Source organism: Pseudomonas sp. L7 (assembly GCF_046605565.1).
Classification (GTDB): domain Bacteria; phylum Pseudomonadota; class Gammaproteobacteria; order Pseudomonadales; family Pseudomonadaceae; genus Aquipseudomonas; species Aquipseudomonas wayambapalatensis.
Map to the genome: position 1 here is coordinate 913,515 of NZ_CP176784.1, position 13,290 is coordinate 926,804.

General features: G+C 63.6%; 14 protein-coding genes and 1 tRNA gene. 6 read left to right on the forward strand and 9 right to left on the reverse strand.

Features of this window, described 5'->3' with window-relative positions:
- Nucleotides 1-99: 99 nt before the first annotated feature.
- The 8 genes from ychF to ACK3BK_RS04375 form a co-directional block, all read right to left on the reverse strand.
- Nucleotides 100-1,200, reverse strand: a complete 1,101-nt coding sequence (gene ychF, locus ACK3BK_RS04340; protein ID WP_186667640.1) for a redox-regulated ATPase YchF — start codon at nt 1,198-1,200, stop codon at nt 100-102.
- A 22-nt stretch (nt 1,201-1,222) separates the two neighbouring features.
- Nucleotides 1,223-1,807, reverse strand: a complete 585-nt coding sequence (pth, locus tag ACK3BK_RS04345) for an aminoacyl-tRNA hydrolase (protein ID WP_054894616.1) — start codon at nt 1,805-1,807, stop codon at nt 1,223-1,225.
- An 80-nt stretch (nt 1,808-1,887) separates the two neighbouring features.
- Nucleotides 1,888-2,487 (reverse strand): 50S ribosomal protein L25/general stress protein Ctc, encoded by a 600-nt coding sequence (locus ACK3BK_RS04350; RefSeq protein WP_186667641.1) that lies wholly within the window; start codon nt 2,485-2,487, stop codon nt 1,888-1,890.
- 121 nt (nt 2,488-2,608) lie between these two features.
- Nucleotides 2,609-3,550: a ribose-phosphate pyrophosphokinase gene (locus ACK3BK_RS04355; RefSeq protein ID WP_029614333.1), complete on the reverse strand. Its 942-nt coding sequence runs from the start codon at nt 3,548-3,550 to the stop codon at nt 2,609-2,611.
- A 47-nt stretch (nt 3,551-3,597) separates the two neighbouring features.
- A tRNA-Gln gene (locus tag ACK3BK_RS04360) sits at nt 3,598-3,672 on the reverse strand.
- Nucleotides 3,673-3,692: 20 nt separating this feature from the next.
- Nucleotides 3,693-4,553 carry a 4-(cytidine 5'-diphospho)-2-C-methyl-D-erythritol kinase gene (gene ispE / locus ACK3BK_RS04365; RefSeq protein WP_186667642.1) on the reverse strand — a complete coding sequence of 287 codons (861 nt, stop codon included), beginning with the start codon at nt 4,551-4,553 and terminating at the stop codon, nt 3,693-3,695.
- Nucleotides 4,554-4,557: 4 nt separating this feature from the next.
- A complete protein-coding gene (lolB, locus tag ACK3BK_RS04370) occupies nt 4,558-5,175 on the reverse strand; it encodes a lipoprotein insertase outer membrane protein LolB (protein ID WP_186667643.1) in 618 nt (205 codons plus the stop codon).
- Nucleotides 5,176-5,178: 3 nt separating this feature from the next.
- Nucleotides 5,179-6,906 (reverse strand): tetratricopeptide repeat protein, encoded by a 1,728-nt coding sequence (locus tag ACK3BK_RS04375; RefSeq protein ID WP_186667644.1) that lies wholly within the window; start codon nt 6,904-6,906, stop codon nt 5,179-5,181.
- A gap of 273 nt (nt 6,907-7,179) precedes the next feature.
- Between ACK3BK_RS04375 and hemA the strand changes: the two genes are divergently transcribed.
- The 6 genes from hemA (at nt 7,180) to ACK3BK_RS04405 (ending at nt 12,544) form a co-directional block, all read left to right on the forward strand.
- On the forward strand, nt 7,180-8,457 hold the full coding sequence (gene hemA, locus ACK3BK_RS04380; protein ID WP_063542909.1) for a glutamyl-tRNA reductase: 1,278 nt from the start codon (nt 7,180-7,182) through the stop codon (nt 8,455-8,457).
- Nucleotides 8,454-9,536, forward strand: a complete 1,083-nt coding sequence (gene prfA, locus ACK3BK_RS04385; protein WP_186667645.1) for a peptide chain release factor 1 — start codon at nt 8,454-8,456, stop codon at nt 9,534-9,536. Before hemA ends, prfA begins: the two co-directional genes overlap by 4 nt.
- Nucleotides 9,536-10,366 carry a peptide chain release factor N(5)-glutamine methyltransferase gene (gene prmC / locus ACK3BK_RS04390; protein ID WP_186667646.1) on the forward strand — a complete coding sequence of 277 codons (831 nt, stop codon included), beginning with the start codon at nt 9,536-9,538 and terminating at the stop codon, nt 10,364-10,366. The genes prfA and prmC overlap by 1 nt, the downstream gene beginning before the upstream one ends.
- Entirely contained in the window at nt 10,360-11,115 is a 756-nt protein-coding gene (locus ACK3BK_RS04395) for a molybdopterin-synthase adenylyltransferase MoeB (RefSeq protein ID WP_186667647.1), read from the forward strand. Before prmC ends, ACK3BK_RS04395 begins: the two co-directional genes overlap by 7 nt.
- Nucleotides 11,108-11,908: a glutamate racemase gene (murI, locus tag ACK3BK_RS04400; RefSeq protein ID WP_186667648.1), complete on the forward strand. Its 801-nt coding sequence runs from the start codon at nt 11,108-11,110 to the stop codon at nt 11,906-11,908. The genes ACK3BK_RS04395 and murI overlap by 8 nt, the downstream gene beginning before the upstream one ends.
- Before the next feature lie 117 nt (nt 11,909-12,025).
- A complete protein-coding gene (locus ACK3BK_RS04405) occupies nt 12,026-12,544 on the forward strand; it encodes an acyloxyacyl hydrolase (RefSeq protein WP_186667649.1) in 519 nt (172 codons plus the stop codon).
- 37 nt (nt 12,545-12,581) lie between these two features.
- On the opposite strand, the gene ACK3BK_RS04410 is transcribed toward ACK3BK_RS04405, so the two are convergent.
- Nucleotides 12,582-13,286, reverse strand: coding sequence for an SDR family NAD(P)-dependent oxidoreductase (locus ACK3BK_RS04410; RefSeq protein ID WP_411383800.1), 705 nt, complete (start codon nt 13,284-13,286; stop codon nt 12,582-12,584).
- Between the last annotated feature and the right edge of the window lie 4 nt (nt 13,287-13,290).

Sequence of the window (13,290 nt, forward strand, 5' to 3'; positions counted from 1 at the left end):
GCCCATCGAGGCTTCCAATAGCCAATAAAAAACCGCGCAAAGGCGCGGTTTTTTATTGGCTCGGAGTGAGACGGCGTACCGAATGCTCCTGCAGCGCGATCAGACGTTGAAGCGGAAGTGCATCACATCACCGTCCTTGACGATGTAGTCCTTGCCTTCCAGGCGCCATTTGCCTGCTTCCTTGGCACCGCCTTCACCCTTGAACTGGATGAAGTCGTCATAGGCGACCACTTCGGCACGGATGAAGCCTTTCTCGAAGTCGGTGTGGATGACACCGGCGGCTTGCGGGGCGGTGGCGCCGACGCGGACGGTCCAGGCGCGCACTTCCTGTACACCGGCGGTGAAGTAGGTCTGCAGGTTGAGCAGCTCGTAGCCGGCGCGAATCACGCGGTTCAGGCCGGGTTCTTCAAGGCCCAGGGCCTCGAGGAACATGTCCTTCTCCTCACCGTCTTCCAGCTCGGCGATCTCCGCTTCGATCTTGTTGCACACCGGCACCACGACCGCGCCTTCTTCCTCGGCGATGGCTTTCACCACGTCCAGGTGCGGGTTGTTGTCGAAGCCGTCCTCGGCAACGTTGGCGATGTACATGACCGGCTTGCTGGTCAGCAGGTGGAAGCCGCGGATGGCCGCCTTCTCGTCGTCAGCCATATGCTTCATCAGGCTGCGCGCAGGCTTGCCTTCGGTGAAGTGCGGGATCAGCTTTTCCAGCAAGGCCTTCTGTGCGAGGGCTTCCTTGTCGCCGCCCTTGGCGTTGCGAGCGACCTTCTGCAGTTGCTTCTCGCAGCTGTCGAGGTCGGCGAAGATCAGTTCGAGGTCGATGATCTCGATGTCGCGCTTGGGGTCGACGCTGTTGGAGACGTGGATCACGTTCTCGTCTTCGAAGCAGCGCACTACATGGGCGATGGCGTCGGTCTCGCGGATGTTGGCGAGGAACTTGTTGCCCAGGCCTTCACCCTTGGAAGCACCGGCGACCAGACCCGCGATGTCGACGAACTCCATGGTGGTCGGCAGGATGCGGTTCGGCTTGACGATCTCGGCCAGCGCCGCCAGGCGTGCGTCGGGCATTGGCACGATGCCGCTGTTCGGCTCGATGGTGCAGAAGGGGAAGTTCTCCGCCGCGATACCGGATTTGGTCAGGGCGTTGAACAGGGTGGACTTGCCGACGTTGGGCAGGCCGACGATGCCGCAATTGAAACCCATGGGAATTCCCCTTTCTAGAAAGTCAGGCCTTCTGGCTGTGCAGTTCGCGCATGGCCTTGGCGAAGTCGCCGGCCAGTACGTCCGGCAGCACGCCGAGGGCAAAATCGATGCTGGCGTCGAGCTTCTCCTGCTCGGCGCGCGGCGCGCGGCCCAGGACGAAGTTGGAGACCAGTTTGGCGTCGCCCGGGTGGCCAATGCCAAGCCGCAGGCGGTGGAAGTCGTTCTGGTTGCCGAGCTGCGCGATGATGTCGCGCAGGCCGTTGTGCCCGCCATGCCCGCCGCCACGCTTGAGCTTGGCGACGCCGGGAGGCAGGTCGAGTTCGTCATGCGCCACCAGGATTGCTTCCGGCTTGATGCGGAAGAAATTGGCCAAGGCCGCCACGGACTGGCCGCTGCGGTTCATGTAGGTGGTGGGAATCAGCAGGCGAACATCGTTGCCTTGATGGCTGAACTTAGCCGTCAGGCCAAAATACTTTTTGTCAGCAGACAGCGAAACGCGCTGGGCGCTGGCAATGCGTTCAACGAAAAGAGCCCCTGCGTTATGCCGGGTCTGTTCGTATTCGGGGCCGGGGTTACCCAGGCCGACGATCAACTGGATGGCGGTCACGTCAGGGGCTCTTTCCTTGGAGTTGGTGGGTTACGGTGCGCGCGGCACTGTAACCCGATCAACGCCGGCGTGCGAGTGGATTACTCGGCAGCGCCTTCTTCAGCAGCTTCAGCGGACACGCGTGGGGCGTGAACGTTGGCAACGGCTTTGTCATCACCGTGGGCCAGAGCGACGAACTCTACGCCTTTCGGAGCTTTCAGGTCCGACAGGTGGATGATGGTGCCGATTTCGGCCTTGGACAGGTCGACTTCGATGAACTCAGGCAGGTCTTTGGCTTCGCAGGAAACTTCGATCTCGGATTCTACGTGGGAGATCTCGCCGCCTTTCTTGATCGGGGCTTCTTCACCAACGAAGTGAACCGGAACCTTGGCGGTCAGCTTCTGGCCAGCAACGACGCGAACGAAGTCGGCGTGCATGATGAAGCCTTTGGCCGGGTGGCGCTGCAGAGCCTTGACGATGACGTCTTGCTTGGTGCCGTCGACGTTCAGCTGCAGAACGTGGCTGAAGGCAGCCTCGTCTTCGAACAGCTTGGTGATTTCCTTGGCCAGGATGGTCAGGGACTCGGCGTCCTTGTTACCACCGTAGACAACGGCTGGGATGTTGGCGGAGTGACGCAGGCGGCGGCTCGCACCTTTCCCCAGGTCAGTACGCACTTTGGCGTTCAGGGTGAAATCAGTCATTTTGTTTCTCCAAAATAGCCCCCCGAGGGCGTTTGCGACCAGCGCCGGACGGGGATGGCAAAAAAGCCCCGCCCCGACATCGATGCCGGGGCGGGGCGCTTTTCGTCAGCGTGCGTTCCGCTTAGCGGAACATCGCGCTGATCGATTCTTCGTTGCTGATGCGGCGGACCGCCTCAGCGACTACCGGTGCGATATCCAGCTGGCGGATACGGTCACAGGCTTGAGCAGCGGCGGACAGCGGGATGGTGTTGGTCACCACCAGCTCGTCGAGCACCGACTTCTCGATGTTCTCGATCGCACGACCCGACAGAACCGGGTGGGTGCAATAGGCGTAGACCTTGGCTGCGCCGTGGTCTTTCAGGGCCTTGGCCGCGTGGCACAGGGTGCCGGCGGTGTCGACCATGTCGTCTACCAGGATGCAGGTGCGTCCTTCGACGTCGCCGATGATATGCATCACCTCGGAGTGGTTCGCTTTCTCGCGGCGCTTGTCGATGATACCCAGGTCGACGCCCAGCGACTTGGCGACGGCGCGTGCACGCACCACACCACCGATGTCGGGGGAGACGATCATGAGATTATCGAAACGCTGGTCTTCGATATCGTCGACCAGTACGGGCGAGCCGTAGATGTTGTCGACAGGAATATCGAAGAACCCCTGGATCTGGTCAGCGTGCAGGTCGACGGTGAGAACACGGTCGATACCCACGACAGTGAGCATGTCAGCGACGACTTTGGCGCTGATGGCTACACGTGCCGAACGCGGACGGCGGTCCTGGCGGGCGTATCCGAAGTAAGGAATCACAGCGGTGATTCGGGAAGCTGAGGAGCGGCGGAAGGCGTCGGCCATCACTACCAGTTCCATCAGATTATCGTTGGTCGGAGCGCAAGTCGGCTGAATGATAAAGACGTCTTTACCGCGGACGTTTTCATTAATCTCAGTGCTGATTTCGCCGTCGGAGAATTTACCGACAGAAACATCACCCAGTGGGATATGCAGCTGACGTACTACACGCCGAGCCAGATCGGGGTTGGCATTCCCCGTGAAGACCATCATCTTGGACACGCGCAGTACCTGAAGGCTGAGGGTAACCTGGATGAGTATAAGGAAAATGGCAGGGGCGGCTGGATTCGAACCAACGCATGGCAGGATCAAAACCTGCTGCCTTACCGCTTGGCGACGCCCCTGTATCTGTTGCTGCGAACGCTTATGCGCTCGACTTCTTGATCAGACCTTGCAGCTTGCGATGCAACATCGAAACATTGCTTCCTTTTGCCACAAACCCTGTTTGGGTCTCTGAAAGAAGGGCCAGAACTCTATCAGCTTCGGCTTTGCTTGGGAAGGCCCCAAACACGCAACTTCCAGTGCCGGTCATTCGAGCTTCCGTAAATTTACCCAGCGAATTCAGCGCATTGCGAACTTCTGGATAACGTTGCTCTACTACCGGTTGGCAGTCATTTCGACTGTTTCCCTCGGGAACGGGGCGCATCTTAAGGGGGAGGGAATCACGTGTCAACTCTGGATGCGAAAAAATTTCCGCTGTGCTGACAGACACTTGCGGCACCAGCACGACATACCAGGGTTCTTCAGGATCAACCGGGGTCAGCTGTTCGCCGACACCCTGGGCGAAGGCGGCGTGACCGCGTACGAACACCGGCACATCTGCGCCCAGTGTCAGCCCCAGCGCAGCGAGGCGGTCGACCGGCCAGTCGAGCTGCCAGAGATGGTGCAGGGCGAGCAGGGTAGTGGCCGCATCGGAGCTGCCGCCACCGATACCGCCGCCCATGGGCAGGATCTTGTCGAGCCAGATGTCGACACCCAGTTGCGTGCCGGACTGTTCCTGCAGCTTGCGCGCTGCGCGCACGATCAGGTTGCTGTCGTGGGGGACATCGGCGATCTCGGTGTTCAGGCGGATCAGGCCATCGTCGCGCAGCTCGAAGCTCAACTGGTCGGCGTGGTCGAGGAACTGGAACACGGTTTCCAGCTCGTGGTAGCCGTCGGCGCGTCGGCCGGTAATGTGCAGCCACAGGTTGAGCTTGGCCGGGGCGGGCAGGGTGAGCCTGTGCATCGGATCAGTGTCCCAGCTGGCGGGGTTGCCAGTCCTTGACCACCAGGGTGACGTCGAGGTTTTCGCCGCGCAGCTTGAGGCGCTCGGGCAGCCAGTAGCCGTTCTGCTCGATGTAGCTCAGGTATTCGACTTCCCAGCCGTCCTGGGTGAGGCGGGCCAGGCGGCTGTCGCCATCGAGGGTCAGCTGGCTCTTGCTGTCGGGGGCCGGAAGGCCGCGGACCCACCAGACCAGATGCGACACCGGCAGGCGCCAGCCGAGTTGCTCTTCGAGCAAGGCTTCGGGGTTCGCTGCTTCGTAGCGACCCTGGTTGGCCACTTCCAGCACCACGCCGCCGGGGCGGCCGGTCAGGCGTGCGGCGCCACGACCCAGAGGACCTGCCAGGCGAATGTCGTAGTAGTCCTGGCGCTGCAGCCAGAACAGCGTACCGCTGCCCGAGTCACGCGGGGCACGGATGCCGACCTTGCCGTTGATCTGCCAGCCGTCGAGGGTGCTCAATTGTTGCTTGTGTTCGCGCCACTGTTGCGGGCTGCCCTTGCCCTGGACGGCTTCACGGGTGCCAAAACCGGCGCAGCCGGTGAGCAGGGCGATGAGGGCGAAGGTGATGAGATGACGCAAACGCATGATTTAGAGGTTCTCGGATCCGGTCAGGCGCAGGACGGTCTTGCGCAGGATAGGGCTGTCGGGCTGCTCGGCGAAGGCCTTGGCCCAGACCTGGCGGGCTTCGCGGCGTTTGCCGTTGGCCCACAGCACCTCGCCCAGATGGGCGGCGACTTCATGGTCGGGGAAGCGCTCCAGCGCCTGGCGCAACAGGCGTTCGGCCTCGTCCAGGTTGCCCAGGCGATAATTGACCCAGCCCAGGCTGTCGAGCACTGCAGGATCGTCCGGGGTGAGCTGGTGGGCTTTGTCGATCAGTGCTTTGGCTTCGCCATAGCGTGTGGTGCGGTCGGCCAGGGTGTAGCCCAGGGCGTTGAGGGCCATGGCGTTTTCCGGCTCGCGGGCGATGATGGCGCGCAGGTCTTTTTCCATCTGCGGCAGGTCGTCGCGCTTCTCCGCCAGCATGGCGCGGGTGTAGAGCAGATTGAGGTCGTCGGGGTAGCGCTTGATGGCCTGCTGCAGTACCTGGTCGGCCTGGGCTTCCTTGCCATTGTTACCCAGGGTCTCGGCCTCGATGAGGTAGAGCTGGATCGCATAGTCGGGCTGTGCTTCGCGGGCTTCGGCCAGGTGGCGCGAGGCCTCGGCGCTGCGGCCGTTGGCGATCAGGATGTCGGCTTGGCGCAATTGCGCGGCCAGGTAGTCCGGGCCTGGGCCGACCAGCGCATACTCGCGCAGGGCCGCTGCCGGCAGGTTGCGTTCTTCGCGAATGCGGCCGAGGTTCAGGTGCGCGGCGTCGACGTTGCTGTCGCGCTCGACCAGTTCCTGCAGATAGCCTTCGGCCTCGTCCCAGTTCTTGTTCTCCATGCTCACCAGGGCCAGCGAATAACGCAGCTCGTCGTCATCCGGGTACTGTTGCAGCAGGTTCTCGAACTCGGCCTTGGCGTCGGTGATGCGGTCTTGCTCGACCAGCGTGCGCGCATAGGTGAGGCGCAGGCGCTTGTCGTCCGGATTGTCGCGAATCGCCCCGCGCAGCAGTGGCAGGGCCTCGTCGCCACGGTCCAGGGCCTGGAGCAGGCGCGCGCGCAGCAGGATCGGCGCAATTTCGCCATTGCGTGGCGGGTGGCTTTCGAGCAGTTCGAGTGCTTGTTCGGTCTTGCCGTCCTGGTTGAGCAGCAGGGCCTTGCCGAAGACCAACTGGCCGTTGTCCGGGTACTTGACCAGCAGTCGGTCGAAGCTTTGCATCAGCCCGTCGCGGGTGCTCTGGTCGGTTTCGGCGGCAGACAGGGCGAGGAAGTCGAAGTGGGTGTCGCCCTGGCCCTGAAGCACTTTCTCCATATAGGCCATGGCGTCGTCGTAGCGCCCGGAACGGGCCAGCTGGATCGCTGCGGCGCGCTGGGCGTCGAGGCTCTGCGGGTCGTTGCGGGCCCAGATCAGCGCGGTGTCGAGGGCCGGTTCGTCGGCTCCGAGGTACTCGGCGATGCGGTAGGCGCGCTCGGAGACGGCCGGATCCTGGGTCTTCTGCGCCTGGTCGACATAGTTGGCCAGGGCAATGTCGAAGCGATTGCGCTGGCCGGCGAGCTCAGCCACCAGCAGGCTGTAGAGTGTGTCCTGCTTGAACGATCCATACACCACAGGCGCTTTCGCCTCGGGCTTGTCGGCTTCGGCAACAGCTTGCTGATCCTCGCTCTTGTGCGGGGTCAGGCTCTGGCAGCCCTGGAGCAGGGCGAAGGCAAGCAGCAATGCGTAGGGTCTGTTCATAGAGGCTTTGGTGGACTAACCGGCGGTCGGAGCATGATGACACAAGCGCGGGGGCAAACCCACCCGCGAAGTGTGTGACCGCGCCGGGCGCGGGATGTTCGGCGGGCAGGCCCGCTACCACAACTGGTTGCGGCAGGTGCCTGGCCTTGATTCGCGCCTTGTCCGCAGGCCTCGAGATAGCCCAGGCTCATCACGACAATAGCGAACGGTGGTTGTCCTGAATCCTGCGAAGTAGGACAATTATCGGCTTCCCGTCCCAACCAGCGACCTTGCATGGCCTTTCTCGCCCTCGGTATCAACCACAAGACTGCCTCGGTAGACGTACGCGAGCGCGTGGCGTTTACGCCCGAGCAACTGGTCGATGCCCTGCAGCAGCTCTGCCGACTGACCGCCAGCCGCGAGGCGGCGATCCTGTCGACCTGCAACCGCAGTGAGCTTTATATAGAGCAGGACCAGCTCAGCGCCGACGCCGTGCTGCAATGGCTGGCCGCCTACCATCGCCTGAGCCTCGACGAACTGCGTGCCAGCGCCTACGTTCACGAAGAGCACGATGCGGTCAAGCACATGATGCGTGTCGCCTCCGGGCTCGACTCGCTGGTGCTGGGCGAGCCGCAGATCCTCGGCCAGATGAAGTCGGCCTACGCAGTGGCCCGCGAGGCCGGCACCATCGGTCCGCTGCTCGGGCGCCTGTTCCAGGCCACCTTCAGTGCCGCCAAGCAGGTGCGCACCGACACCGCCATCGGTGAGAACCCGGTTTCGGTCGCCTTTGCCGCGGTCAGCCTGGCCAAGCAGATCTTCGCCGACCTGGGCCGCAGCCAGGCCTTGCTGATCGGTGCCGGTGAAACCATCACCCTGGTCGCCCGCCACCTGCACGAGCAGGGGGTCAAGCGGATCGTCGTCGCCAACCGCACGCTCGAGCGAGCCAGCATCCTCGCCGAGCAGTTCGGTGCCCATGCCGTGCTGCTGGCGGACATCCCCCAGGAGCTGGCCAACAGCGATATCGTCATCAGTTCCACCGCCAGCCAGCTGCCCATTCTTGGCAAGGGTGCGGTCGAGAGCGCGCTGAAGCAGCGCCGGCACAAGCCGATCTTCATGGTCGACATCGCTGTGCCGCGGGACATCGAGCCGCAGGTGGGCGAGCTGGACGACGTCTACCTTTATACTGTCGACGATCTGCACGAGGTCGTCGCCGAAAACCTCAAGAGCCGCCAGGGTGCAGCCCAGGCCGCCGAAGAGCTGGTCAATCTCGGTGCCGATGATTTCATGGCGCGCCTGCGCGAGCTGGCTGCGGTGGACGTGCTCAAGGCCTACCGTCAGCAAAGCGAGCGGCTACGCGATGAGGAACTGCAAAAAGCCCAGCGCCTGCTGGCCAACGGCGGCAACCCCGAAGAAGTACTCGCCCAACTGGCCCGCGGCTTGACCAACAAGCTGTTGCACGCGCCCAGCGTGCAACTGAAAAAGCTCTCTGCCGAAGGCCGCGTCGATGCGCTGGCCATGGCCCAGGAACTCTTTGCCCTCCACGAGGGCTCGACGGACAAACCCACGCAATGAAAGCGTCGCTGCTGAAAAAACTGGACATCCTCCAGGACCGCTTCGAAGAACTCACCGCCCTGCTGGGTGATGCCGAAGTCATTTCCGACCAGACTCGTTTCCGCGCCTATTCCCGTGAATATGCCGAAGTCGAGCCGGTGTTCGTCGCCTACAAGGAGTGGTGCAAGGTCCAGGAGGATCTGGAGGGCGCCCAGGCGCTGCTCAAGGACAGCGACCCGGACCTGCGTGAGATGGCCGTGGAGGAAGTGCGCGACGCCAAGGAGCAACTCGTCGTCCTGGAGTCGCAGTTGCAGCGCATGCTGCTGCCCAAGGACCCCAACGACGGGCGCAACGTGTTCCTCGAAATCCGCGCCGGCACCGGCGGCGACGAGGCTGCGATCTTTTCCGGCGATTTGTTCCGCATGTACTCGCGCTACGCCGAGAAGCGTGGCTGGCGCCTCGAGATTCTCTCCGAAAACGAGGGTGAGCACGGCGGCTACAAGGAAATCATCGCCCGCGTCGAGGGCGACAGCGTATACGGCAAGCTCAAGTTCGAGTCTGGTGCGCACCGCGTGCAGCGGGTGCCGGAAACCGAATCGCAGGGTCGCATCCACACGTCCGCCTGCACCGTGGCGGTGCTGGCCGAGCCTGACGAGCAGGCCGCGATCGAGATCAACCCGGCCGACCTGCGCATAGACACCTACCGCGCCTCCGGTGCCGGTGGTCAGCACGTGAACAAGACCGATTCGGCGATCCGCATCACCCACTTGCCGACCGGTATCGTCGTCGAGTGCCAGGAAGAGCGTTCCCAGCACAAGAACCGCGCCCGCGCCATGTCCTGGCTGTCGGCCAAGCTCAACGACATGCAGACCAGCGCCGCGCAGAATGCGATTGCCAGCGAGCGCAAGCTGCTGGTGGGGTCGGGCGACCGCTCCGAGCGCATCCGCACCTACAACTACCCGCAGGGTCGGGTGACCGACCATCGCATCAACCTGACGCTCTACTCCCTCGACGATGTGCTCGCCGGTGGCGTCGATGCCGTGATCGAACCCTTGCTGGCCGAATACCAGGCCGATCAACTGGCCGCCCTGGGGGACTGATGACCATCATCGCCAGCCTGCTGCGCAACGCGCAATTGCCCGATTCGCCGACCGAGCGCCTGGACGCGGAGTTGTTGTTGTCCGCTGCCTTGGGCAAGTCGCGCAGCTACCTGCACACCTGGCCCGAGCGCATCGTCAGCAGTGAGGCGGCGCAGACGTTCGCGGCTTTTCTCGAGCGCCGTCGTGCAGGTGAGCCGGTGGCGTACATTCTCGGTCAGCAGGGCTTCTGGAAGCTCGACCTTGAAGTCGCGCCGCACACCCTGATCCCTCGGCCGGACACCGAGCTGCTGGTGGAGGTCGCGCTCGAACGGGTGCCTGCCAAACCTGCCCGGGTGCTGGATCTTGGCACCGGCAGCGGCGCCATCGCTCTGGCCCTGGCGAGCGAGTGCCCGGCCTGGCAGGTGACGGCGGTCGATCGCATCGACGAGGCCGTGGCTCTGGCCGAGCGCAACCGCGAGCGTCTGCACCTGGCGAATGTCCAGGTGCGCAGCAGTCACTGGTTCGACGCCCTGGCCGACGAGCGCTTCGACCTGATCCTCAGCAACCCGCCCTACATTGCCGCCGAAGATCCACACCTGAGCGAGGGCGATGTGCGTTTCGAGCCCAGCAGTGCGCTGGTGGCCGGCCCCGATGGCCTTGACGATCTGCGCCTGATCATCGCCCAGGCGCCGCAGCACCTGTTGCCCGGCGGCTGGTTGCTGCTCGAGCATGGCTACGACCAGGCGGCCGCCGTGCGCGACCTGCTGGTTGGTAGCGGTTTCATCGACGTGGACAGCCGCCGCGACCTGGGCGGCCACGAACGTATTTCCCTGGGGCGCCTGCCATGCTGAGCGACCAGGAGCTGTTGCGCTATAGTCGGCAGATCCTGCTATCGCAGGTCGACATCGACGGCCAGTTGCGGCTCAAGCAGAGCAAGGCCCTGGTGGTCGGGCTTGGTGGCCTGGGGTCGCCGGTCGCGCTCTACCTGGCGGCTGCCGGCGTGGGTGAATTGCACCTGGCCGACTTCGACACGGTCGACCTGACCAACCTGCAACGCCAGGTCCTCCATGACAGCGGCAGCGTCGGCATGAGCAAGGTCGATTCGGCGCTGCAGCGCCTGCAGGCGATCAACCCGGAAGTCACGCTGGTCGCCCATCGCCATGCCCTGGACGACGACTCCTTGGCTGCGGCGGTGGCGGCGGTGGACCTGGTGCTGGACTGCTCCGACAATTTCGCCACCCGTGAGTCGGTCAACGCCGCGTGCGTGGCGGCCGGCAAGCCGTTGGTGAGCGGCGCGGCAATTCGCCTGGAAGGGCAGTTGTCGGTGTTCGACCCCCGCCGCGACTACAGCCCTTGCTATCACTGCCTCTATGGCCATGGCAGCGAGGCCGAGCTGACCTGCAGCGAAGCCGGCGTGATCGGTCCTCTGGTAGGGCTGGTCGGCAGCTTGCAGGCGTTGGAAGCGCTGAAGCTGCTGGCCGGGTTCGGCGAGCCCCTGGTGGGCCGCCTGCTGCTGATCGATGCCCTCGGCACGCGCATGCGTGAGCTGCGGGTCAAGCGTGATCCGGCCTGCACGGTGTGTGGCGATCGCCATGGCTGATCGCTCGGCGCCGGTGGGCGTGATGGATTCGGGGGTCGGTGGCTTGTCGGTGCTCGCCGAGATTCGCCGCTTGCTGCCCAACGAGTCGCTGCTCTACGTGGCCGATTGCGGTCACGTACCCTATGGCGAGAAATCCCCCGACTACATCCGTGAGCGCTGCCGGCGCATCGCCGAGTTCTTCCATGCTCGCGGTGCCAAGGCCATGGTCCTGGCGTGCAATACCGCGACCGTGGCGGCCGTGGCCGACTTGCGCGAACGCTACCCCGATTGGCCGTTGGTGGGCATGGAACCTGCGGTCAAGCCGGCCGCCGCGGCGACACGCTCCGGCGTGGTCGGCGTCCTGGCCACCACCGGCACCTTGCAGAGCGCAAAATTTGCCGCGTTGCTCGACCGATTCGCCAGCGATGTACAGGTCGTGACCCAGCCGTGCCCGGGGCTGGTGGAGTTGATCGAGACAGGCGATCTGGGCAGCCCGAAGCTGCGTGCAATGCTGCAGGGGTACGTGCAGCCGCTGCTGGCGGCGGGCTGCGACACGCTGATCCTCGGATGCACTCACTACCCCTTCCTGCGCCCGCTGTTGGCCGAAATGGTGCCCTCGGATGTGGCTATCATCGACACGGGCGCTGCGGTGGCGCGCCAGTTGCAGCGCTTGTTGAGCGCCCGCGACCTGCTTGCCGAGGGGCCTTCACGCGAGGCGGCCTTCTACAGTAGCGCTGCGCCGCAGCACCTTCGCGAAATCCTGCCGGTGCTGTGGTACGGGTCTGTAGAACAGGTCAGCGCGTTCGACCTGTAAAAAATAGCTGAAATCTCCCGCACACAAGCTGAACTATCGTCCTAATGTCGATTTCTATCATTTTGCCTGGTTCACAGGCGGACACTTGATAACAACACCAGGAAGAAGGACGAGCTCATGAGGCATTTGCTTGGAATGGCGGCGGTTGCCGCGTTGGCATTGGGGCAGGCGGTGTCGGCACAGGCGGCTGATGTTTCGTTGTCGGTGGGGCAGACTGGCGACAGTACCATGGTCTATCGACTGGGGTTGCAGTCGAACTGGGATGCCAGTTGGTGGCAGACCAGCGTAGGCCGAATCACCGGGTACTGGGACGGTGCCTACACCTACTGGGATGGCGATGAGCGGGCAAGCAATCATAGCCTGTCGTTCGCCCCCGTGTTCGTGTACGAGTTCGCCGGGGACTCAGTCAAGCCCTACATCGAAGCGGGGATCGGTGTGGCGGCATTCTCACGGACCAAGCTGGAAAGCAATGACCTGGGCTCGTCGTTCCAGTTCGAGGACCGCATCGGTTTTGGCCTGCGCTTTGCCGGTGGGCACGAGATCGGGGTTCGCGCGATCCACTACTCCAACGCCGGGATCAAGCAGCCCAATGATGGGGTCGAGAGCTATTCGCTGCATTATCGAATGGCGCTCTGACCCGGATCACCGGGGCGTGCAGCGCCCCGGGTTTACTTCAGGCTTCCCAGGGCAGTGGCCACAGCAAGGTCGGGTCCAGCACTTCGAGCACCAACTCGGCCTGTGGGTGCTTGAGCCTGCGCGCCAACTCATCTGCTGCGCTCTGCGCCGTCCAGGATTCAGGTATCGCCATGCTGTTGCTGACCGGTGCCTTGAGCGACTGTGGCGCGACCACCGTAAGCTGTACCGCCAGATTGTCGAGGACCTTGCGTTGCTCACGGAACCACTGGGGCAGGCTGTTGTGGCCCGCCGGGGTCTGCGCTGGCGCAAACAGTTGCAGCGTCGAATAGCGGCTGAACAGTGCCATCACCTGTGGCCTGTCGCCTCTGGCCAATAACGACAGTGCGCTGGCCAGGACATGCTCGCTGGCGCGCCGGTTGCTGCTGACGATCTCTTCCATTACCGCGTTGGCAGGTAGATCGTTTGCTAGGTAATCGCACGTGCCGGCATTGACGATCAAGACGTCCAGTGCCCCCCAGTGCGACTGCAGCTGCTCGGCCGCAGACTGCGCCCCGACCAGCTCGTTCAGGTGCGCTGGCAGGCGCAGCAGGCGTGCCTCGTGCAGCTCGGCCAAGGTATCGAGCTCCTGGCAATCCATGCCGCTGGCCGCGACCCGATGGCCCTCTTCGAGCAATCGTTCGACCAAGGCGAGGCCTACTCCATTGCTGGCCCCTGTTACCCAGAACCTTCGCGTACTACTCAATGCT

Excerpts from the sequence above, each read along its gene's own strand:
- hemA (WP_063542909.1), top strand. The coding sequence starts at position 7,180 with ATGGCCTTTCTCGCCCTCGGTATCAACCACAAGACTGCCTCGGTAGAC.
- murI (WP_186667648.1), top strand. The coding sequence starts at position 11,108 with ATGGCTGATCGCTCGGCGCCGGTGGGCGTGATGGATTCGGGGGTCGGT.
- ACK3BK_RS04375 (WP_186667644.1), bottom strand. The coding sequence starts at position 6,906 with ATGAACAGACCCTACGCATTGCTGCTTGCCTTCGCCCTGCTCCAGGGC.
- ACK3BK_RS04395 (WP_186667647.1), top strand. The coding sequence starts at position 10,360 with ATGCTGAGCGACCAGGAGCTGTTGCGCTATAGTCGGCAGATCCTGCTA.
- ispE (WP_186667642.1), bottom strand. The coding sequence starts at position 4,553 with ATGCACAGGCTCACCCTGCCCGCCCCGGCCAAGCTCAACCTGTGGCTG.
- ACK3BK_RS04405 (WP_186667649.1), top strand. The coding sequence starts at position 12,026 with ATGAGGCATTTGCTTGGAATGGCGGCGGTTGCCGCGTTGGCATTGGGG.
- ACK3BK_RS04350 (WP_186667641.1), bottom strand. The coding sequence starts at position 2,487 with ATGACTGATTTCACCCTGAACGCCAAAGTGCGTACTGACCTGGGGAAA.
- prfA (WP_186667645.1), top strand. The coding sequence starts at position 8,454 with ATGAAAGCGTCGCTGCTGAAAAAACTGGACATCCTCCAGGACCGCTTC.
- prmC (WP_186667646.1), top strand. The coding sequence starts at position 9,536 with ATGACCATCATCGCCAGCCTGCTGCGCAACGCGCAATTGCCCGATTCG.
- lolB (WP_186667643.1), bottom strand. The coding sequence starts at position 5,175 with ATGCGTTTGCGTCATCTCATCACCTTCGCCCTCATCGCCCTGCTCACC.
- ychF (WP_186667640.1), bottom strand. The coding sequence starts at position 1,200 with ATGGGTTTCAATTGCGGCATCGTCGGCCTGCCCAACGTCGGCAAGTCC.